Genomic DNA, 20344 nt, shown 5'->3' on the forward strand with positions numbered 1-20344 from the left:
TGCGATGAGGCCGTCTGAAAAACGGATTTTGTTTTTTCAGACGGCCTGTTTGGGCGGTGGCGGATTATATAGCAATCGGCGGCGCGGCCGATATGGCAAATCCGGTTTGAACCCGCACGGGGCGCGGGCTAGAATGCAGGCCGTCTGAAAACCTGCGGCTGTTGCGCGTTGCGTTTTTTCAGACGGCCTCAAACACGCAAACATCAGAAAGGAAACCCCATGTACACCCTGCACATCGGCAGCAAACACATCTCCTCGTGGTCGCTGCGCCCGTGGCTCCTGATGAAAGTGCTGCGCATCCCCTTTGCCGAAACCGTCCACCACTTCACCGCCGACAAGGCCGAGCAGCGCAGGCAGTGGCGCGCCTTCTCGCCCAATTCGCAAGTGCCCGCGCTGGATGACGGCGGCCGAACCGTGTGGGACAGCCTTGCCATCGCCGAATACCTCGCCGAGCGTCATCCGCAGGTGTGGCCGCAGGACGCCGCCGCCCGCGCCTGGGCGCGCTGTGCCGCCGCCGAAATGCACAGCGGCTTCCCCGTGCTGCGCACCGTGTGCAACTTCACCCTCGAACCCGCCGCCCCGCCCGCCATTACCCCCGGTTTGCAGCGCGAACTCGCACGGCTGGACGCGCTGTGGAACGAAGGACTCGAACGCTTCGGCGGCGGCTTCCTCGCCGGCGCGGACTTCTGCGCGGCCGACGCGTTTTACGCCCCCGTCGTCCTGCGCCTGCACCACTACGGCCTCGCCGGACACCTGAACGGCGAAGCCGCGCGCTACGCCGAACGCATCCTCGCCCTGTCCGAACTGCGGCAGTGGATTTCAGACGGCCTCGAAGAAATCAGCCAAACCCGCGCCCAAACCGCCGAGTAATCCCAACCCGTTCAAACATAAAGGAAACAACATGACCGACGCAACACAGAACGCCGACACCCGCAACGCGCCGCAGGGCAGCCTGCTTTTGCGCACCATGACCCGCCCCGCCGACACCAACCCCAACGGCGACATCTTCGGCGGCTGGCTGATGGCGCAGATGGACATCGCCGGCGGCATCCTCGCCTGCGAAACCGCCAAAGGCCGCATCGTAACTGTGGCCGCCGACAAAATCGTTTTCCACCGCCCCGTGGCCGTCGGCGACGTGGTCGGCTGCTACGGCGAAGTGGCGCGGGTCGGCAACACCTCGCTGCAAATCCGCATCGAAGTGTGGGTGCACTCCGCCTCCTTCGCCAGCTTTGAAGAACAGCGGCTGGTAACCGAAGCCCTGTTCACCTACGTCGCCATCGACAACGAAGGCCGCCCGCGCCCCGTGCGCGGGTAAAGCCCCCACGCCGTGCGCCGCATACGGAAAGGCCGTCTGAAAAATGTTTTTCAGACGGCCTGAGACCTTTGCAAAATTTCTTTTCCCCCAACAGCCGAAACCCAAACACAGGTTTTCGGCTGTTTTCGCCCCAAATCACTCCTGATTTTACCCAAATACCCCCTTAATCCTCCCCGGATACCTGATAATCAGGCATCCGGGCCGCTTTTTAGGCGCAAACAGGCACACTTAGCCTGTTAGCCGCTTTCAACAGGTTTAAACACATCGCCTTCAGATGGCTTTGCGCACTCACTTTAATCAGCCCGAAATAGGCTGCCCGGGCGTAGCGGAATTTACGGTGCAGCGTACCGAAGCTCTGTTCGACCACATAACGGGTTTTCGACAAATACCGGTTACGTTTGGTTTGCGCTTCCGTCAGCGGACGGTTGCGGTGGGCTTTGCGCATAATGCCGTCCAGCAACCGATGCTCTTCCAGATGTTGCCGGTTTTCCGCACTGTCGTAGCCTTTATCGGCATAGACGGTCGTGCCTTCGGCTATCCCTTCCAGCAAAGGCGACAGATGGTTGCACTCATGGGTATTGGCGGGGGTAATGTGCAGTTTCTCGATATAGCCTTCCTCATCGGTGCGGGTATGTTGTTTGTAACCGAGTTTGTAGAGGCCGTTTTTCTTTGTCCAGCGAGCATCTTTATCTTTGCTCGGTGTGGTTTGGCTGCTGACTTGTCCTTCGTCATCGACTTCTATGGCTTGACGCTGTTTGCTGCCGGCGGTTTGAATAATGGTGGCGTCAATGACGGCGGCGGATGCTTTCTCTACTTTTAGGTTTTTTTCGGTCAGTTGGCAGTTAATCAGTTCCAGCAATTCGGACAGGGTGTCGTCTTGCGCCGCCGGTTGCGGTAGCGGCACAAGGTGCTGTCATCGGGGATGCTCAGTTCGTCGAAACGGCAAAACAGGTTGAAATCGATGCGGGTGATGAGGCTGTGTTCGAGTTCGGGATCGGAGAGACTGTGCCATTGTCCGGGCAGGACGGCTTTGAACATGGATAACAGGGGATAGGCGGGACGGCCGCGGTGGTCTCGAAGGTAACGGGTTCTTTGACGATTCAGGTACTGTTCGATCGGTTGCCAATCAATCACCTGATCCAACTTTAGCAATGGGAAGCGGTCGATGTGTTTGGCAATCATGGCTTGTGCGGTTTGCCGGAAGAAGGTGCTCATGAGAAATCCCCTAAATGTCTTGATGGGAATTTAGGGGATTTTGGGGGGATTTTGCAAAGGTCTCGGCCTCTTGCCGTTCGGGCGGCACGCGTTCCCTGCCGCACGGCAAATCCGTTCTTTTCCCAAAAACCGCAAACCGCGTGCGCGGCTGCGCCACACCCTACTTGGGTTTTCTACGGAGGCCGAACCTACCGTAGGGTGTGTCGCCCCAAGGCGACGCACGCGTTCTATGCCGCATAACCCATCCGCGCCTTCCCCTAAACCGCAACCGTATGCGTGGCTGCCACACACCCGTGTTTTTCAATGGGGTTCGTAGGTCGGGCATTTATGCCCGACGTTTTTTTAAATCTACCGGCGTTTGCCAGTCGGGCATAAATGCCCGACCTACTCGGACTTTTGTAGGATGCCACCCCCGGGCGGCGCACGCGGTTTATGCCGTTTGCAGGCCGTCTGAAAAATAAAAAGGCCGTCTGAAACCTGTCAAACGGGTTTTCAGACGGCCTCTGCCGCTGATGCCGCCCGGATGCGGGCGGTTAGCGCACGCCGCGTTTGCTTAATCCTTGCAGATTTTCGCGGGCCAGTGCTTTTGCTTCGGCATTTTCCGGCGTATCAGGCTGCGCCAGCACTTTTTTATACCATGCGGCGGCCTGCCGATAATTTCGCGCCATGCCCTGGCCGTTGTAATACATCACGCCCAAATTGTATTGCGCCTTAGCATGTCCCTGATTGGCGGCTTTCTGATACCACGCTGCGGCCTGCCGATCGTTTTGCGCTACGCCTTGTCCGTTGTCATACATCAAGCCCAAATTGAATTGTGCGGCAGCATCGCCCTGATTGGCGGCTTTCTGATACCACGCCGCGGCCTGCCGGTAGTTTTGTGCTACGCCCTGGCCGTTGTAATACATCAAGCCCAAATTGTATTGCGCGTCAGCATTGCCTTGATCGGCGGCTTTCTGATACCACGCTGCGGCCTGCCGGTAGTTTTTCGCCACGCCCCGGCCGTTGTCATACATCAAACCCAAATTGTATTGCGCCTCAGCATCGCCCTGATCGGCGGCTTTCTGCCACCATGCTGCGGCCTGCCGGTAGTTTTTCGCCACGCCCCGGCCGTTGGCATACATCAAGCCCAAATTGAGTTGCGCGTCAGCATCGCCCTGATTGGCGGCTTTCTGATACCACGCTGCGGCCTGCCGGTCGTTTTTCGCCACGCCCTGACCCTTGTCATACATCAAGCCCAAAGCGAATTGCGCCTCAGCATTGCCCTTCTGGGCAAGGGGTTGCCACAAACGCAGGGCTTGGGCGTAATTGCCTGCTTGATATGCCGTGTATCCTTGTTGAAATTGTGCATGATCATCCGCCCAAGCCGGCGCGGCGCAAGCCAGCAGCAGGGCGGCCAAAGCGGCGGTTAGCGGTTTGGCAAACAATTTTTGTGTAGCTGTAAGAGTCATTTTGATTTTCCCGTAATAAAAATCAGGCGGCATTCGGATGCCGTGGGTTGGAAAAAATACGCCTGTTGCCAAGCGTAATGGATTTTAGCGTTTTCTTTACATTGGCTACAATATCGGCGTAAGTAACAAAATGGAGGCTGAAAATCCCTGCAAGCCTTATCCTATAAGGCTTTAAAGAGGTTCAAAGGTTTTGAACACAAAAAATGCCTTTTCTGCGGCTCAAAACAGGTCAAAAAGAACGGTGTCCGCAACGGCCTCCAATGCTACAAATGCCTCGCATGTGGCAGACAGTTTGACAGCGGCAGGCGGCCCAATCCGCAGACACCGTGGCAAGCCTGCACATCAGGCAAACAAACCGCCGCACAGCTTGCACAAATCCACGGATGCAGCCGCCAAACCATCCTGCGCCATCTCAAAAAGGCCGCGCCAAAAGCACAGTTCGCCGCTCCGTCAACAGCCAACGTCATCATGGACGCCACCTGCTTCGGCCGCACATTCGGCGTCATGGTTTTGTTCGACAGCATCAGCAGGCAGGCATTGTCTGTTGCCGAAGTCAAAAACGAAACCAACATGCTTTACGCCCAAGCAATAGGCCGTCTGAAAGCCAAAGGCATTGAAATCCAAAGCATCGTTTGCGACGGAAGGCGCGGACTGGCGCAGATGTTTCCCGATATTCCCGTACAGCTTTGCCACTTCCATCAGATACAAACCGTCCGACGCCACCTGACGCGCAACCCGCAAACCGAAGCGGGAAAGGCACTTTGGCGTTTGGCCCTAACGCTCAAAAACAGCACAAGAGCCGACTTTGAAAGCGGTTTGAAAGCATGGTTTGACGAGCACAAAGACTTTTTAAACGAACGCACGAAGCAGCCTGAAACCGGCAAATCCCGCTACACCCATCCGAGGCTCGGAAGCGCGTATTTCAGCCTGAAACGGAACTTGGATAAGCTGTTTGTGTTCGAGCAATACCCCGGTTTGAGCATCCCAAACACCACCAATCTGCTTGACGGCATATTCTCCGACATGAAACGGCTTTTGGCCTGCCATCAAGGGATGAAACAAGAAAACAATGTTAAGTTTATTAAGGACTATTTCTCTGTTGAACCGTAATGGCAGCCTCCATTTTGTTACTTAGACACAAAGCCCTCTGAAACAGCCTCCATTTTGTTACTTACGCCACAATATCGAAACCTTGCGCAAGCCCGCATCCCTCTACTCGCCGTCATTCCCGCCAGTACTCCTTCGGAGCATAAACGCGGGAATGACGGCAGGGCAGGGCTGACGTAGGGTGTGTCGCCCCAAGGCGACGCACGCGTTCTCTGCCGCGCAACCAATCCGCGTCTTACCCCGAAACCCGAAACCGCGTGCGTGGCTTGCGCCACACACCCTACCTTATCATCCGCCTTTGTGTTGGCGGCGTAATACCTGTTTTGCGCTGGTTCGTTATGAATCCTGCTGAGAGGCCGTCTGAAAGCGAAGCTTCGGCGCAGCCGAAACCGTTTTTCAGATGGCCTCTGCCGTTTTGTAGGGTGTGTGGCTCAGCCACGCACGCGGTTGCGGCAGGCTCTGCGCGGCATGGGTGGGATGGAAAACAGGCCGTCTGAAAAATGTTTTTCAGACGGCCTCTGCTGCTTGTTTTACCACGCCCGTTTCAGTTCGAGCTGCCAGGGCAGTTTGTACAGGCTGTCGGGTTTGCCTTTGAGTGCCATATAAACGCGCTGGCGTTGGCCGCCTTCGTCGTCCGACCAGTATTCGTAGCCGGTGAAGTAGGAGGCCATGAAGTTGTCCCACGAGTCGAATTCTTTCTGCACGCGGCGGGCGATGTCCAGCGAGCGGTTGAGCGCGTCTTCTTTGCTGAGGTAGCCGGAGGAGAGCAGCGAGAGGGCGCGGCTGTAATCCCAGCCGGCGATGCCGCCGGTTTCGCCTCGGTTGCGGTATTCGGCGCGGTGGCCTTCGTCCATCAGCCACTGCACCATGTCCAGCAGCGAGGCGGCGTCGGTAACGCCACACCATTGTTCGAGGCTGGCACGCTCGTTTTTGAGCCATTCGCCTTTGGGCGGCGCGCCGCCGTAGATTTGGATGTTTTTGTTGTGATGCACAGCAGAACGGCGTGGGTGGCGTTGAACCAGCGGATGACGTCGTTGTCGGGCTTTTTGAACATGTGGCCGATTTTGGGATACATAACGGCGGCGGCAATCAGCAGGCCGACGATGATGGCAATCAGCGTATTCATGGGAAACACTCCTGTGGGAAAGGTTGGGAAGAGGGGGCAGTATAGCAAACCGCAAGGTATGGGGCCGTCTGAAAGCGCAGCTTCGACGCAGTCAAGAGCCGCAAATGTTTTCAGACGGCCTCTGCCTCTCGGGCGGCGCACGTTTTCTGTTGTGCGGCGAATCCGTGTGTTGCTCCGAACCCGCAGACCGCGTGCATGGCTGCGTTCTGCGCAGGCCGAATGTCGCTCCAAGGCGACGCACGCGTTCTCTGCCATGCAGCGAGTCCGCACCGTTCCCGAAATCCGAAACCGCGTGCGCGGCTTGCACCGCACACCCTACATACGCAGCAGAGGCCGTCTGAAAAGCCGTTTAAACGTTTTGGCTGCGCCGAAGCTGCGCTTTCAGACGGCCTCAACGCCCTGTGCACGGGACAAAAAAACCGCACGGCGAACCGTGCGGCTGTTTGGGTGCGTGCGGCGTTTTCATGCCGCAGCGGTCTTTTCAGACGGCCTCTTACATCATGCCGCCCATTCCGCCCATTCCGCCCATGTCGGGCATGGCCGGTTTGTCTTCGGGGATTTCGGCAATCATGCAGTCGGTGGTCAGCATCAGGCCGGCGATGGAGGCGGCGTGTTGCAGCGCGGAGCGGGTTACTTTGGCGGGGTCGAGCACGCCCATTTCGATCATGTCGCCGTATTCGCCGCTGCCGGCGTTGTAGCCGTAGTTGCCTTTGCCTTCCAGCACTTTGTTCACCACCACGCTGGGTTCGCCGCCTGCGTTGGCGACGATTTGGCGCAGCGGGGACTCAACCGCGCGCAGGACGATCTGCACGCCTGCGTCCTGGTCGGCATTGCCGGTGTGCAGGTTTTCCAAAGCAGCGCGGGCACGCAAGAGGGCGACGCCGCCGCCGGCCACCACGCCTTCTTCAACGGCGGCACGGGTGGCGTGCAGCGCGTCTTCCACGCGGTCTTTTTTCTCTTTCATTTCCACTTCGGTGGCCGCGCCCACTTTGATCACGGCCACGCCACCGGCCAGTTTGGCCACGCGCTCTTGCAGTTTTTCTTTGTCGTAGTCGCTGGTGGCGGTTTCAACCTGTTTGCGGATTTCGGCCACGCGGGCTTCCACGGCGGCTTTGTCGCCCAAACCGTCGATGATGGTGGTGTTTTCTTTGCCCACTTCGATGCGTTTGGCCTGGCCGAGGTCTTCGAGGGTGGCTTTTTCCAGCGAGAGGCCGACTTCTTCGGCAATCACGGTGCCGCCGGTGAGGATGGCGATGTCTTGCAGCATGGCTTTGCGGCGGTCGCCGAAGCCCGGGGCTTTCACGGCCACGGTTTTCAGGATGCCGCGGATGTTGTTCACCACGAGGGTGGCGAGGGCTTCGCCTTCCACGTCTTCGGCAATGATCAAGAGCGGGCGGCTGGTTTTGGCAACCTGTTCCAATACGGGCAGGAGGTCGCGGATGTTGCTGATTTTTTTGTCAAATAGCAAGACAAACGGGCTGTCGAGCTCGGCAATCTGTTTTTCGATGTTGGACACGAAATAGGGGGAGAGGTAGCCGCGGTCGAACTGCATGCCTTTGACCACTTCCACTTCGTTTTCCAGCGATTTGCCGTCTTCCACGGTGATGACGCCTTCTTTGCCCACTTCGTTCATCGCCTGGGCGATGATTTGGCCGATGGCTTCGTCGGAGTTGGCGGAGATGGAGGCCACTTGGGCGATTTCTTTGGATTTTTCCGGCACGGGTTTGGCGATGTTTTTCAATTCGCCCACCAGCGCGGCGACGGCTTTGTCGATGCCGCGTTTGAGGTCGGTGGGGTTCATGCCGGCGGTAACGTATTTCATGCCTTCGGCCACAATGGCCTGCGCCAGCACGGTGGCGGTGGTGGTGCCGTCGCCGGCCACGTCGTTGGTTTTGGACGCAACTTCTTTCACCATCTGCGCGCCCATGTTTTCAAATTTGTCTTTCAACTCGATTTCTTTGGCCACGGTAACGCCGTCTTTGGTGATCTGCGGGCCGCCGAAGGAGCGGTCGAGCACCACGTTACGGCCTTTGGGGCCGAGGGTTACGCGCACGGCGTTGGCGAGGGTGTTCACGCCGCTGACCATTTTCTGGCGGACTTCGTTACCGAACTGTACGTCTTTTGCTGTCATGTTTTGAAACTCCAAATGATTAGTTTGTAAATCGGAATGTTTTTATGAGGCCGTCTGAAAAAAGGGGAAGGCGTTTTTCAGACGGCCTTTTCGGTGCGTCTGGCTTATTCGACGATGCCGAAGATGTCTTCTTCGCGCATCACCAGCAGCTCTTCGCCGTCGGCTTTGACGGTTTGGCCGCTGTATTTGCCGAAGATGATTTTGTCGCCGACTTTCACGTCGAGCGGGCGGCGTTGGCCGTCTTTGCCGACTTTGCCCGCGCCCACGGCGATCACTTCGCCCATGTCGGGTTTTTCGGCGGCAGAGCCGGGCAGGACGATGCCGGAGGCGGTTTTTTCTTCGGCTTCCAAGCGTTTGACGACAACGCGGTCGTGTAAGGGACGGATGGTCATAAAAAGCTCCATTGGATAAAAGTCATAAAAACTGACCTTTGCGGTCAAATGAGCAGCCGGACGGCAAGCCGTCCGACCCGATGGCGGGGAAAATAGGGCTGCGGCAGGCGAATTCAAGGGGCGCGTTTGGAAAATTTTGCGCCAATGTGTCGGGCAGGCGGGAGGCCGTCTGAAAAGGCGCAATGGGTTTCGGCTGCGCCGATGCCGCGCTTTCAGACGGCCTCTGCGTCGGTTTTGCCGGTTTTACAGGGTGCCGGCCAGCCAGCGGCCGAGTTTGTCCGCGTCTTCTATATAGAGGAGTGCGGTGTCGGCTTCGGCTTCGTGCAGGGTGAGGGCGGTGCGGTGCAGCAGGCCGTGGCGGAAGTAGTGGATTTCGAGGGTGTCGCCGGTGCGGGCGGCGGCAAGGATTCCGGCGAGGTCAGTGCAGGCGTAGTTGTTGACGGCGATGATTTTGTCGCCGGGGCAGAGGGCGGCGGCTTCCGCGCTGCCGCCGTTGAGGATGTGGGTGAGGAGGGCGTGGTCGGCCTTTTGGCTGAAACGCGCGCCGAAATCGGGGGCAGGTTCGGACGGGAGGGTGTCTGTGCCGAGTCCGCCGCCGTGGCTGCGGGGCAGGGCGGCGTATTGCAGGCGGATGCCTGCGGTGCGCAGGCTCTCGGCGAGGGGAAGGGGGGCGGTGGTGTGTAAGGCCGTCTGAAAAAAGTCGGCCAGATCGAGGCCGGTGATTTCTTGGCAGCGGGTTTGCCACTGTCCTTCCGCGATGCCGCGCCGTGTGTGCAGCCAGTCGCGGTAGAGCTGTTGCATGACGGTGTCGAGGGAGTGCGCGCCCGCGCTTTGTTCGCGGATGGCAAGGTCGAGGCAGAGGGCGGCGAGCGAGCCTTGCTGGTAGTAGCTGACGAGGGCGTTGGGGGCGTTTTCGTCGGCTTTGTAGTATTTGTGCCACGCGGTGTAGGAGGATTGGGCGAGGGTTTGTTTCAGACGGCCTTTGTTTTGGCGCACGCGGGTGATGTTTTTGGCCAGCAGGGCGAGGTAGTTTTCGGGGCTGATGACGCGGCTGCGGGCGAGGAGGAGGTCGTCATAGTAGGCGGTGATGCCTTCGAATGCCCAGAGTTGTTCGGTGTGGTTTTCGCGGTCGAGGTCGTAGGGGGCGAAGGCGGCGGGTTTGACGGATTTGACGTTCCAGGCGTGGAAGTATTCGTGGGAGAAGAGGCCGAGCAGTTCGGTGCAGGCTTCGTTTGCCTCGCCCATGCCGTGCGGGGGCAGGCTGCGGCGGTCGGCGTGCAGGGCGGTGCTGCTGCGGTGTTCGAGGCCGCCGTAGATGTTGTCGCCGAGGTGGAGGAGGAAGAGGTATTCGGCAAACGGGGCGGGGTCGGGGAACATGGCGAGCTGGGTTTCGCAGATGCGTTGCACGTCGCGGCGGAGGCGGTCGCGGTCGAAGTCGGGGTAGTGTCCGCTGAGTGCGATGCAGTGGGGGATGCCGTGCGCTTCAAAGGCGAGGGTTTCGATGCGGCCGAGTTCGACGGGGTGGTCGATGAGTTCGCCGTATGAGGCCGTCTGAAAAACGTTTGCGCCGATAGCGGGGAGGGTGGTGGCGGTTTGCCAGCCCTCGGGGAGGTGTTCGAGTACCAGGGTTTGGGTTTCGTTCAGACGGCCTTCGATGGCAAACAAGAGGCACGCGCCGTCGAAAAAACCGCGTTCGGCGGTGAGGTAGGCGGCACGTACGGAGAGGTCGTAGGCGTAAACGGTGTAGCGCACGCGCCATTCGCCCGCCTGTGCGGCGGTGTGCCAGGTGTTTTTGGCGGTTTGCACGAGGGCGGCGGGCTGCCCGTTGCATTCGGCGTGGATTTCGACGATGTGGCGGGCGAAGTCGCGGATGGTGTAGCTGCCGGGCACCCAGTTGGCGAGTTTCAAAACGGCGGGGGCGTTGTCCGTCTGGGTAAAGCCGAGGGTGATGTGCCAATAATGGGCTTTAGGCTCGGGGCGGAGGGTGTGGGTGATCATGGTGTAAATTTAATGGCGGCGATAGGGTTAGGCAATGTTAAAAATTAATTGATTGGTGTCAAACCATAAATTAGATAAAATCTATAACCTTGTAAAGCATATGGGAATTTAATGTAAAGAAATCGGGTTTTTCTTGACAAACCGGCTTTCTTTACCCGCGAAGGCAGGCCATTATGGCAGCAGGCCGAAGGCTTGCCAAGCGGGGGTTTTCCTTTATGCTGCGTTCGGTAAAACGGCCGCCGCGCGGCGGTCGGAGCAGTTTGATGGAAAAGCCCTGCGGGACGCGGCCTGGCCGCCTGCGGGGTATCGGATTTATTTTCCGTGTTTAATGGAGACTTTCATGGAAGCGCAAACTTATAACTACAAAGTGGTGCGGCAGTTCGCCGTCATGACTGTAGTTTGGGGGATTGTGGGTATGCTGGTGGGGGTGATTGCCGCCGCCCAGCTTTTCTGGCCCACACTCAATCTGTCTGAAATCGGCCCGTGGTTCCACTTCGGTCGCATTCGCCCGCTGCACACCAATGCGGTGATTTTTGCCTTCGGCGGCTGCGGCCTGATCGGTACGTCGTATTACGTCGTGCAGCGCACCTGCAACGCGCGCCTGTTCGGCGGCTGGCTGGCCGCGTTTACCTTCTGGGGCTGGCAGGCCGTGATTCTGGGCGCGGCCATCAGTTTCCCGATGGGCTGGACGCAGGGCAAGGAATACGCCGAGCTGGAATGGCCGATCGACATCCTCATCACGCTGGTGTGGGTGGCCTACGCCGTTGTGTTCTTCGGTACAATCGCCAAGCGCAAAATCAAGCATATCTATGTAGCCAACTGGTTTTACGGCGGCTTCATCCTCGCCGTCGCCCTGTTGCACATCGTCAACAACCTCAGCCTGCCCGTCGGCGCGATGAAATCCTACCCGGTTTATTCCGGCGCGATTGACGCGATGGTGCAGTGGTGGTACGGCCACAACGCCGTGGGCTTCTTCCTCACCGCCGGCTTCCTCGGCATGATGTACTACTTCGTGCCCAAGCAGGCAGGCCGTCCGGTTTACTCCTACCGCCTGTCGGTCGTCCACTTCTGGGCGCTGATTTTCACCTATATGTGGGCTGGCCCGCACCATCTGCACTACACCGCGCTGCCCGACTGGACGCAGTCTGTCGGCATGGTGCTCTCCCTGATTCTCTTCGCACCCTCCTGGGGCGGCATGATCAACGGCATCATGACCCTCTCCGGCGCGTGGCACAAACTGCGCACCGACCCCATCCTGAAATTCCTCATCGTTTCCCTGTCCTTCTACGGCATGTCCACCTTTGAAGGCCCGATGATGTCGATCAAAACCGTCAACGCCCTGAGCCACTACACCGACTGGACGGTCGGCCACGTCCACGCGGGCGCGCTCGGCTGGGTGGGTTTCGTAACCATCGGTTCGGTTTACTACATGATTCCCCGCCTGTTCGGTCAGAAAGAAATGTACAGCACCAAACTGATTGACGCGCACTTCTGGATCGCCACCATCGGCGTGGTGCTCTACATCGCTTCGATGTGGATTGCCGGCGTGATGCAGGGCCTGATGTGGGGCGCGATGAACGCCGACGGCACGCTCACTTTCGCCTTCGTCGAAGGCGTGAAAGAAAGCATGCGCTTCTACGTCATCCGCTTTGCCGGCGGCCTGCTGTACCTCTCCGGCATGTGCATCATGGCCTATAACGTTTACCGCACCATCATGAACGGCAAACCGGTAGAAGCGGAAATCCCCGCCCTCGCCGAAACGCAACACCACTAATAAAAAATACGGGCTACCAAAAATGAAACTGCAACAACTAGTCGAAGAAAAAGTCGGCGTCCTGATCGTGTTCACCCTCTTGGTGGTCAGCGTCGGCCTGTTTATCGAAGTCGTCCCCCTGTTCTTCTCCCCGGCCGTAACCAAGCCGATAGAAGGCGTCAAACCCTACACCGCCTTGCAGGTGGCCGGGCGCGACATCTACGTGCGCGAAGGCTGCTACAACTGCCACTCGCAGATGATCCGCCCCTTCCGCGCCGAAACCGAACGCTACGGCCACTATTCCGTGGCCGGCGAATCGGTTTACGACCGCCCGTTCCAATGGGGTTCCAAACGAACCGGCCCCGACTTGGCGCGCGTGGGCGGCCGCTATTCCGACGAATGGCACCGCATCCACCTGAACAACCCGCGCGACGTCGTTCCCGAATCCAACATGCCCGCCTTCCCGTGGCTGGCGCGCAACAAGGTCGATCCCGCCGAAGTCGTCGCCCACATGAAAGGGCTCAAAACCCTGGGCACGCCCTACACCGACGAAGAAATCGCCAAAGCCCCCGAAGAGCTCAAAGACAAATCCGAGCTCGACGCAGTGGTCGCCTACTTGCAGGGCTTGGGCCTGGCCTTGAAAAACGTAAGGTAACGACATGGATGTCAACTGGGCGCGCCAACTGTTTACCGTACTGGTACTCGTCAGCTTCATCCTTGTTCTCTACATCGTTTTGAACAGGCGCAACAAAGCCAACTACGACGAAGCGTCGCGCAGCATCATCGACGACGACGACACCCCGCACGACAACGACAATAACAGTCCCGCCCGATGACCCGTGGGCACGGAGCTAAACACAATGAACACAACTTCACATTTCACCAGTAATTTCTGGAACTACTACATTATCGGCATCATCGTCCTCAGCTTTATCGGCCTGATCTGGCTGCTGCTCTCGCAGAACAAAGTCAAAGCGCCGCCCAAAGGCGAAGACGTCAAAACCACCGGCCACGACTGGGACGGCATCGAAGAGTACAACAACCCCATGCCCCGCTGGTGGTTCTACCTCTACATCCTCACCTGGCTGTTCGGCATCGGCTACCTCGCCCTCTACCCCGGCCTGGGCGACTTCAAAGGCCTGCGCAACTGGACCAGCGTCGGCGAATATCAGGCCGAAGTCGAAGCCGCGCAAAAAGAATACGGCGCGATTTACGCCAAATACGCCAAAATGTCCGTGGAAGACACCGCCAAACAGGCCGAAGCCCGCACCATCGGCAAAAACCTGTTCGACACCTACTGCATCCAGTGCCACGGCTCCGACGCCAAAGGCTCGCGCGGCTTCCCCAACCTCACCGACAGCGACTGGCTCTACGGCGGCACACCCGACAAAATCCACGAAACCATCACCAAAGGCCGCACCGGCATCATGAAATCGTGGGGTCCCGATCTCGGCGAAGAAGGCGTGAAAGACGTGGCCAACTACGTCCTCTCCCTCTCCAAACCCGAAGACCAGTACGACCCCCTGCGCGCCGAACGCGGCAAAGCCCTCTTCAACGGCCTGCCCGCCAACTGCTTCACCTGCCACGGCGACAAAGGCCAGGGCATACGCGGCCTCGGCCCCAACCTCACCGACAACGTATGGCTGTGGGGCGGCACACAAAAAGCCATTATCGAAACCATCACCAACGGCCGCCACAACCAAATGCCCGCCTGGGAAGGCTTCCTCGACAAAGACAAAATCCACCTGCTGACCGCCTACGTTTGGGGACTGTCCCATCCCGACGGCAAAGCCGCCAAAACCGACACCGAAAACGTCTTGGGCGACAAAGCCGCCAAAGCCGCAGCAGAAGAAGCCGCCAAAGCCAAAGCTGCGCCCGCTCCGGCACCCGCCGCCGCGTCCGAGCCTGCCCCGGCCGTAGCCTCCGCGCCGGCCGCAGAAGCCAAACCCGCACCGGCCGCCGAGGCCAAGCCCGCAGCCGCCGGCGGCGCGGACGTGATGGCCGAAGGCAAAAAAGTGTTCGACGGCCTGTGCTTCGGCTGCCACGCCGCCACCTCCGCCATCCCCGACACCCCGCGCATCACCCACAACGACGAATGGGCGCCGCGCATCAAAAAAGGCAAAGACACCCTGTTCAAACACGCCATCGAAGGCTTCACCGACAAAGGCATGATGCCCGCCAAAGGCGGCAACGAAGCCCTCTCCGACGACGAAGTCAAAGCGGCCGTTACCTACATGGTGAACTCCTCCGGCGGCAAATTCTAAACACCGCAACTAAGGTCGAAACAAAAAGGTATGCGTATGGCGCATACCTTTTTTCTGCTTAAAGGCCGTCTGAAAAAACAAAATCCGTTTTTGGCTGCGTCGAAACTTCGTTTTCAGACGGCCTCAAACCTTATCGGCAAACCACTGTCGCGCCACGCACGTAGGGTGTGTCGCCCCAAGGCGACGCACGCGTTCCCCGCCGCCCGACCAATCTGCACCCTTCTTCAAAACCCAAACCGCGTGCGTGGCTTGCGCCACACACCCTACCTAACGGCAGAGGCTGTCTGAAAACACTTTTGGCTGTGCCGAAGCTGCGCTTTCAGATGGCCTCTGTTGTCGTTTGACTGATTGTTACAACACAAGGTTTTGCGGTTTTCCTGCGGCGAAGGCTTCGATGTTGGCGGCGACGGTGTCGCACATTTTCTGCCGCGCGCTGTCGCTGGCCCAGGCGATGTGCGGGGTGATGATGAGGTGGGGCAGGTCGGCTTTGAGCAGCGGGTTGCCGCTTTTGGGCGGCTCTTGTTCGAGCACGTCCAGCCCCGCGCCGCCGAGGGTGCCGTATTTGAGGGCGGCGAGGAGGGCGGTTTCGTCAACGAGGCCGCCGCGTCCGCAGTTGATCAGCACCGCGCCGGGTTTGAGGGTGCGCAGTTCGGCTTCGCCGATGAGGTGGCGGGTTTGCGGCGTGAGCGGGCAGTGCAGCGACAAAACGTCGGCCTGTTGCAGAGCGGTGTCGAAGGAAACGTAGCCTTCGCGCACCACGGCGGCGTTTTTGTGTTCGGCGAACACGACGTGCATGCCGAAGGCGCGGGCGTAGCCGGCCAGCGTGCCGCCGATGCCGCCGCGCCCGAAAACGGCCAGGGTTTTGCCGTGCAAATCGCGTATCGGCGCGCCGAAGTGGCAGAAGAAGGGCGAGTTCTGCCACAGGCCGGCGCGCAGGTCGCGCCGGTAGGCGGGCAGGTTGCGCATCAGGGCGATCATCAGCATGAAGGCGTGTTCGGCGACGGCTTCGCTGCCGTAGGCGGGCACGTTGCACACGGCGACACCGGCGGCTCGGGCGGCGGCGGTGTCGATGTGGTCGCTGCCGGTGGCGCAGACGGCGATCATTTCGAGCTGCGGGTTGGCGGCGAGGTGTTCGGCGGTGATGCGGACTTTGTTGGTGGCGGCGATGTGCGCGCCCGCCAGACGCGCGGCGGTGTCTTCGGGGGCGGTTTGCGGGTGTTCGGCGAGGGTGTGCGGGAAGGAAAAACGGAAGGCGTAGTCGGCGGGCAGGGTGGCGCGGTCGAGGAAGACGATGTTTTTGCTCATGTTTGACTCCTTGTTTATATCGTTTATATCAATATCGGGCGTGCAGGATAGCCGTGCTCCGATGCGGATGGCAAGCGTTGCGGCCGTGCCGGGCTGTCGGCATTCGACGTGTTGACGGCTTGTACGCCCAAAACGGCATTTGCCGTTGAGGTAGGGTGTGTGGCGCAGCCACGCACGCGGTTTAAGTTTTGGGGAAGGATACAGATTGGTTGGGCGGCAGGAAACGCGTGCATCGCCTTGGGGCGACACACCCTACCTTAGGTTCGGCATGGATTGGACGGGAAAAGGCCGTCTCCGCCAGTACTCCTGCCGAGCATAAACGCGGGAATGACGTTTCTGAAAAGCGGATTTTTACTTTTTCAGACGGCCTCTTGCCGTTAGGTAGGGTGTGTGGCGCAAGCCACGCACGCGGTTTCGGGGTGCGGGAATACCAAGAGGCCGTCTGAAAAATGTGGTTTGCGATTTTCAGACGGCCTTTTGTTTGGGCAGCAAAGAACGCGTGCGTCGCCTTGGGGCGACACACCCTACGTTAGGTTCGGTATGGGCGGGATGGGAACAGGCCGTCTGAAAGCGCAGCTTCGGCGCAGCCAAAACCCGTTTTATCGGTTTTCAGACGGCCTCATCCGTTTTGCCCGCTAGCGCGTAGGCGGCCAGGGTGGTGCGGTAGATTTCGTCGTCGCCGCACAGGCGCAGCACGCGTTCGCGCAGGGCTTGGCCGCAGCGTTGGCGCAGGGCGGGGTCGGCGGCGAGGGCGGCCAGTGCGTCGGCGAAGGCGGTTTGGTCGCGCAGGGGGGTGCAGAAGCCGGTAACGCCGTGTTCCACCATTTCGGCGATGCCGGCCACGTCGTAGCTGGCGACGGCGGTGGCGTAGAGGCCGGCTTCGAGGATGTTGTTGCCCACGCCCGCGCCGTGGTCGCCCGCCAAATCGGGGGTGTTGGCGAGGATGTCGGTGGCGGCGAAAAACGCGTCCAAATCGCGCACCGCGCCGAGGAAGGTTACGCGGTCGGCGATGCCGAGGGCGGCGGCCTGCGCTTGGAGGGTGGCGGCCTCGGCCCCCGTGCCGCCGATGTGCAGGCGCACGTTCAGGCCGCGTTTCAGCAGCAGGGCGAAGGCGTCCAGCGTGAGGTGGACGGCGCGCACTTTGTCCAACCGCGAGAGTGTGCCCAGTGCGACGTAATCGCGCGGCGTTTTCTGCGGCGCGGCGGGGGCGGGCGGCAGGGCGTTGTAGGTGTAGGCAATCCGCGCGGCGGGGAAGCCGTGGCGGATGAGTTTTTCCTGCTCGTGGCGGCAGTTGGCGATGATGTACACGTACAAGTGTTTGAACAGGCGGGTGATTTTCGGGTAGGTGGCGGCGTCCAGCCCGCGTGCGTGGTAGAACACGGCACTGTGGCGGGAGGCGAGTTTGGCGGCGAGGGCGCAGGCGGGGACGAGCCGCGCCATCTGGCAGTGGACGATGTCGGGGCGTTCGCGGCGCAGCACGCGGGCGAAGGCGGCGGCGGCTTTGGCGTAGCCCGCCGCGCCGCCGTAGAAATCCAGCGGCTGCCAACGCATCCCCGCCGCCTGCGCCTGTGCCACTAGCGGGCCGTCGGACGAGGCCAGCAGCACGTCGTGCCCGCGTCCGGCCAGCAGTGCGCCCAGGCGCAGGCTGGCGGTTTCCGTGCCGCCCAGCCCGCCCATCGATGTGGCCAAGATGATTTTCATGGTTTGACTCCTTGTTGCGGCGGCCGGTTTTGCCCGCGCCGCAAGCGTGTTTTTTGTTTTTCAGAAACGCTATCCCCGCGCAGGCGGGGACGGCCTCCTGCCGTGTACAGGCGCAGGGGCGGGGCGCGATTGTAAAACGCCCGCCGCGTCGTCGCATCCTTTGAGGCCGTCCCTGCCTGCGCGGGGATGACGTTTCTGAAAAATATTTCCCGCAGCGGCTTGCCCGTTTTCCCGCGCCGCTTTACGATTGCGCCGCATATTCCAACCGTATTTTGCAAAGGAAAACATATGTCTGCCAAACCGCTGTTTCTGCTTGTCCTGCCGCTCGCCGCCGCCGTACACGCCGCGCCGCTGTCGTACCGCACCGTTACGCTCGAAGCCCGCGCCAACTGTGCCAAAACGGAAAAAGAAGCCGGCAACGGGTCCAAGTGCCACGAGTTGAACGTTGCCTATCCGAAAACCGGCGACAAGGCACTGGACGCTTGGGCACTGCGCCGGATACAGAAAGCCGTCGGCACGAGCAACCTCACACCCAAAGGGCTGCAAGCCTATTGGGCGCGCAACGAAGAAGTGAAGGCGGTCAACGAATCCAACGCCGAAGGGGGCGATACGCCCTGCCATCTGGACTACAACCGCAGCATCGAATTGCAAGGCCAAACCCCGCATTATGCCGTGTTCGGCGGGGAATACTGGGACTACGCCTGCGGCCCGCACGGCAACGGCGTTTACGATCTTGCCGTCGTCAGACGCGATGCGGCTAAGCCCCAAGCCCTCGCGCTCAAAGACATCCTGCTGCCCGGCGGCCGCGCTAGGCTGAACAGGCTGCAAAAAGAAGCGGCGGCCGAGCATCTGGCCAAGTACCGGAGCGACGATGTGTCGTCCGTGGCCGAAGCCCGTCGCGCCATCGACGAATACACCGGCAAAGATTTCAAGGGCACGGACAACTGGCGTTTGGCCAAAGGCGGGCTGCTGTTTGTCTTCCAAAGCTACGAAATCACCCCCTATGTGCTGGGCCGCCCCGAAGCCTATATTCCGGCGGCAAAACTCAAAGGCATCGTCAAGCCCGAAATCCTGCGCGAGGCGGCGCACTACCAAATCGCGCCGAAGATTTTGAAAGAGGACAAGAACGCGAAATAAGGCCGCGCGTCCGAAAGGCCGTCTGAAAAAGCGCAACCCCGTTTTTGGCTGCGCCGAAACTGTGTTTTTATAGTGGATACAGATAAAAAGTATTCGGTGCAGGCTGGGCTTCAGCCCAGCAAAATATCGGATAAATAGCGAGTTAGCCGGGCTGAAGCCCGGCCTACGGTGGGTATCTTTCATTTTGTTCCACTATAACTTCGTTGAAGCTGCGCTTTCAGACGGCCTTTTTTGGTTTTCAGACGGCCTCTGCACAGCAGAAACCGCATATATAGTGAAACAAAATAGGAAAGATACAAGGCAGCAAGCCGCAGACAGTACAAGTAGTACGGCAAGGCGCAGCAACGCCGTAGATTTTCTATTTTGTTTCACTATATCGCCTTGGGGTGCCGGCCACGGGCGTTCTTGGGAAGCGGTTTGCCGATAAGGTTTGAGGCCGTCTGAAAGCGTATTTATGCAATCCGCCCGCGTGCGGCACAGCCGGATTAAAGACAAATCAGCAACAAGGAAAAACAATGCGCGATACCGGAGACTACTACGGCTGCGGCCGCAACGGCGGCGATTACGGCGACGGCACGCCGTATCTGCTGGATGTGCCTTCTTGGCGGCCGATGAGCGACAGTTTGGTATGGGTCAAACACACGCTGCTGCTGCTCGGCGGCCGGCTGCCCCAGTGGATTTTGGCGGTATTGCTGGCGGTTGTCTGCATTTCGGTCATATCGTGGCGCGCATTTTTTGCGGTGGTCGCGCTGGATATACAAACGGCAATGGCACAGCACAAATGGTGGGCTTTTGTCGTCTCGGCTGCGGTATTTTTATTTATGCAGACGCTGCCCCTGCTTTTTGCCGCCGGATTCGTATCGGTCGCGGCGGGCGTGTCGGAAGAACGCTCGTTTTCGTTCGGCCGCCTGTTCGACGGGTTTGGCGCACAGAAATGGGCATTGGTGAGGCTGTATCTGTTTTGGTTCTTGGCAACGACGGCCTGTTTTATTGCCATGGCAAATCCGGAAAATCCCATCGAGGGTAAAATCTTCTGGGTACTTGGCGGCATCTACCTCCTGTTTTTCCTGTGCAACTGGATGTCGCTGCCCCTGATGATGCTGCAAGGCGTATCCCCCGCCAAAGCCATGTCGATGAGCCTGACAGGCAGCCTGAAAAATATTGTCCAGCTCGGCGGCTTCCTGCTGATCATACTGGTGCTGGCATATTTTTTATTAGTCTTGTGGCTGGCCAAAACGGGCGAGATGCTGCAAGGCGGCATCAGCCTGGGATTCGTGGCAAGCCTGTTGGTGTTTTATGCAATCGCGTTTCCGATACTGCCGGTTATCAGCTACGTTTCCTACCGGAACATCTGGACAAGCAGCCCGCTGAAATAGCCAGCCGGATGCGGATGCCGAATCAAAAAGGCCGTCTGAAAGCGATGCTTTCAGACGGCCTCTCACCGCCCTTGCT

General features: G+C 59.4%; 16 protein-coding genes and 1 pseudogene. 9 read left to right on the plus strand and 8 right to left on the minus strand.

Features of this window, described 5'->3' with window-relative positions:
* Window positions 1–219: 219 nt before the first annotated feature.
* Window positions 220–870 (plus strand): glutathione S-transferase family protein, encoded by a 651-nt coding sequence (locus H3L91_RS02125; RefSeq protein WP_007341803.1) that lies wholly within the window; start codon window positions 220–222, stop codon window positions 868–870.
* Between the two features lie 31 nt (window positions 871–901).
* Window positions 902–1315, plus strand: coding sequence for an acyl-CoA thioester hydrolase YciA (gene yciA / locus H3L91_RS02130; RefSeq protein ID WP_007341804.1), 414 nt, complete (start codon window positions 902–904; stop codon window positions 1313–1315).
* A gap of 208 nt (window positions 1316–1523) precedes the next feature.
* Here yciA and H3L91_RS02135 read toward each other — a convergent pair.
* Both H3L91_RS02135 and H3L91_RS02140 read right to left on the minus strand, forming a co-directional pair.
* Window positions 1524–2530, minus strand: a pseudogene (locus tag H3L91_RS02135) (IS5 family transposase).
* A 533-nt stretch (window positions 2531–3063) separates the two neighbouring features.
* Window positions 3064–3978, minus strand: coding sequence for a tetratricopeptide repeat protein (locus H3L91_RS02140; RefSeq protein WP_154647178.1), 915 nt, complete (start codon window positions 3976–3978; stop codon window positions 3064–3066).
* Between the two features lie 147 nt (window positions 3979–4125).
* On the opposite strand from H3L91_RS02140, the gene H3L91_RS02145 reads away from it, so the two are divergent.
* Window positions 4126–5088, plus strand: coding sequence for an IS256 family transposase, variant Zn-binding type (locus tag H3L91_RS02145; RefSeq protein WP_425325894.1), 963 nt, complete (start codon window positions 4126–4128; stop codon window positions 5086–5088).
* A 527-nt stretch (window positions 5089–5615) separates the two neighbouring features.
* Here H3L91_RS02145 and H3L91_RS02150 read toward each other — a convergent pair.
* The 4 genes from H3L91_RS02150 to H3L91_RS02165 all read right to left on the minus strand — a co-directional run bounded on the left by H3L91_RS02150 (window position 5616) and on the right by H3L91_RS02165 (window position 10732).
* Window positions 5616–6077, minus strand: coding sequence for a DUF1266 domain-containing protein (locus H3L91_RS02150; protein ID WP_007341808.1), 462 nt, complete (start codon window positions 6075–6077; stop codon window positions 5616–5618).
* A 627-nt stretch (window positions 6078–6704) separates the two neighbouring features.
* Window positions 6705–8342, minus strand: a complete 1638-nt coding sequence (gene groL / locus H3L91_RS02155) for a chaperonin GroEL (RefSeq protein ID WP_007341809.1) — start codon at window positions 8340–8342, stop codon at window positions 6705–6707.
* Between the two features lie 104 nt (window positions 8343–8446).
* A complete protein-coding gene (gene groES, locus H3L91_RS02160; protein ID WP_040659322.1) occupies window positions 8447–8734 on the minus strand; it encodes a co-chaperone GroES in 288 nt (95 codons plus the stop codon).
* A 243-nt stretch (window positions 8735–8977) separates the two neighbouring features.
* Window positions 8978–10732: a M61 family metallopeptidase gene (locus tag H3L91_RS02165; RefSeq protein ID WP_007341812.1), complete on the minus strand. Its 1755-nt coding sequence runs from the start codon at window positions 10730–10732 to the stop codon at window positions 8978–8980.
* A gap of 340 nt (window positions 10733–11072) precedes the next feature.
* Between H3L91_RS02165 and ccoN the strand changes: the two genes are divergently transcribed.
* From ccoN to ccoP, 4 genes are read left to right on the plus strand one after another with little or no spacing between them, the layout of a single operon-like run.
* A complete protein-coding gene (gene ccoN / locus H3L91_RS02170; RefSeq protein ID WP_174258207.1) occupies window positions 11073–12506 on the plus strand; it encodes a cytochrome-c oxidase, cbb3-type subunit I in 1434 nt (477 codons plus the stop codon).
* A gap of 22 nt (window positions 12507–12528) precedes the next feature.
* Window positions 12529–13140 (plus strand): cytochrome-c oxidase, cbb3-type subunit II, encoded by a 612-nt coding sequence (ccoO, locus tag H3L91_RS02175; RefSeq protein ID WP_007341814.1) that lies wholly within the window; start codon window positions 12529–12531, stop codon window positions 13138–13140.
* A 4-nt stretch (window positions 13141–13144) separates the two neighbouring features.
* Window positions 13145–13321: a cbb3-type cytochrome oxidase subunit 3 gene (locus H3L91_RS02180; RefSeq protein ID WP_007341815.1), complete on the plus strand. Its 177-nt coding sequence runs from the start codon at window positions 13145–13147 to the stop codon at window positions 13319–13321.
* A 24-nt stretch (window positions 13322–13345) separates the two neighbouring features.
* Window positions 13346–14749 carry a cytochrome-c oxidase, cbb3-type subunit III gene (gene ccoP, locus H3L91_RS02185; protein ID WP_182109859.1) on the plus strand — a complete coding sequence of 468 codons (1404 nt, stop codon included), beginning with the start codon at window positions 13346–13348 and terminating at the stop codon, window positions 14747–14749.
* A gap of 351 nt (window positions 14750–15100) precedes the next feature.
* Here the strand turns inward: ccoP and H3L91_RS02190 are convergent, their stop codons facing one another.
* Window positions 15101–16054: a D-2-hydroxyacid dehydrogenase gene (locus tag H3L91_RS02190; RefSeq protein ID WP_040658629.1), complete on the minus strand. Its 954-nt coding sequence runs from the start codon at window positions 16052–16054 to the stop codon at window positions 15101–15103.
* Between the two features lie 609 nt (window positions 16055–16663).
* A complete protein-coding gene (locus H3L91_RS02195) occupies window positions 16664–17755 on the minus strand; it encodes a glycosyltransferase (protein ID WP_007341820.1) in 1092 nt (363 codons plus the stop codon).
* Window positions 17756–18043: 288 nt separating this feature from the next.
* Here H3L91_RS02195 and H3L91_RS02200 point away from each other — a divergent pair, with 288 nt between their 5' ends.
* Both H3L91_RS02200 and H3L91_RS02205 read left to right on the plus strand, forming a co-directional pair.
* Complete coding sequence (locus H3L91_RS02200; RefSeq protein ID WP_007341822.1) at window positions 18044–18892, plus strand: RsiV family protein; 849 nt, start codon at window positions 18044–18046, stop codon at window positions 18890–18892.
* 611 nt (window positions 18893–19503) lie between these two features.
* Window positions 19504–20268: a hypothetical protein gene (locus tag H3L91_RS02205; protein WP_182109861.1), complete on the plus strand. Its 765-nt coding sequence runs from the start codon at window positions 19504–19506 to the stop codon at window positions 20266–20268.
* The last annotated feature ends 76 nt before the right edge of the window (window positions 20269–20344 follow it).

Origin of the sequence: Neisseria bacilliformis, assembly GCF_014055025.1 — a bacterium.
GTDB lineage: Bacteria > Pseudomonadota > Gammaproteobacteria > Burkholderiales > Neisseriaceae > Neisseria > Neisseria bacilliformis.

What these genes read in the sequence shown, in the direction of transcription:
- H3L91_RS02125 (WP_007341803.1), top strand. Translation starts at nt 220, where the DNA reads ATGTACACCCTGCACATCGGCAGCAAACACATCTCCTCGTGGTCGCTG.
- yciA (WP_007341804.1), top strand. Translation starts at nt 902, where the DNA reads ATGACCGACGCAACACAGAACGCCGACACCCGCAACGCGCCGCAGGGC.
- H3L91_RS02140 (WP_154647178.1), bottom strand. Translation starts at nt 3,978, where the DNA reads ATGACTCTTACAGCTACACAAAAATTGTTTGCCAAACCGCTAACCGCC.
- groL (WP_007341809.1), bottom strand. Translation starts at nt 8,342, where the DNA reads ATGACAGCAAAAGACGTACAGTTCGGTAACGAAGTCCGCCAGAAAATG.
- groES (WP_040659322.1), bottom strand. Translation starts at nt 8,734, where the DNA reads ATGACCATCCGTCCCTTACACGACCGCGTTGTCGTCAAACGCTTGGAA.
- H3L91_RS02165 (WP_007341812.1), bottom strand. Translation starts at nt 10,732, where the DNA reads ATGATCACCCACACCCTCCGCCCCGAGCCTAAAGCCCATTATTGGCAC.
- ccoN (WP_174258207.1), top strand. Translation starts at nt 11,073, where the DNA reads ATGGAAGCGCAAACTTATAACTACAAAGTGGTGCGGCAGTTCGCCGTC.
- ccoO (WP_007341814.1), top strand. Translation starts at nt 12,529, where the DNA reads ATGAAACTGCAACAACTAGTCGAAGAAAAAGTCGGCGTCCTGATCGTG.
- H3L91_RS02180 (WP_007341815.1), top strand. Translation starts at nt 13,145, where the DNA reads ATGGATGTCAACTGGGCGCGCCAACTGTTTACCGTACTGGTACTCGTC.
- ccoP (WP_182109859.1), top strand. Translation starts at nt 13,346, where the DNA reads ATGAACACAACTTCACATTTCACCAGTAATTTCTGGAACTACTACATT.
- H3L91_RS02190 (WP_040658629.1), bottom strand. Translation starts at nt 16,054, where the DNA reads ATGAGCAAAAACATCGTCTTCCTCGACCGCGCCACCCTGCCCGCCGAC.
- H3L91_RS02195 (WP_007341820.1), bottom strand. Translation starts at nt 17,755, where the DNA reads ATGAAAATCATCTTGGCCACATCGATGGGCGGGCTGGGCGGCACGGAA.
- H3L91_RS02200 (WP_007341822.1), top strand. Translation starts at nt 18,044, where the DNA reads ATGTCTGCCAAACCGCTGTTTCTGCTTGTCCTGCCGCTCGCCGCCGCC.
- H3L91_RS02205 (WP_182109861.1), top strand. Translation starts at nt 19,504, where the DNA reads ATGAGCGACAGTTTGGTATGGGTCAAACACACGCTGCTGCTGCTCGGC.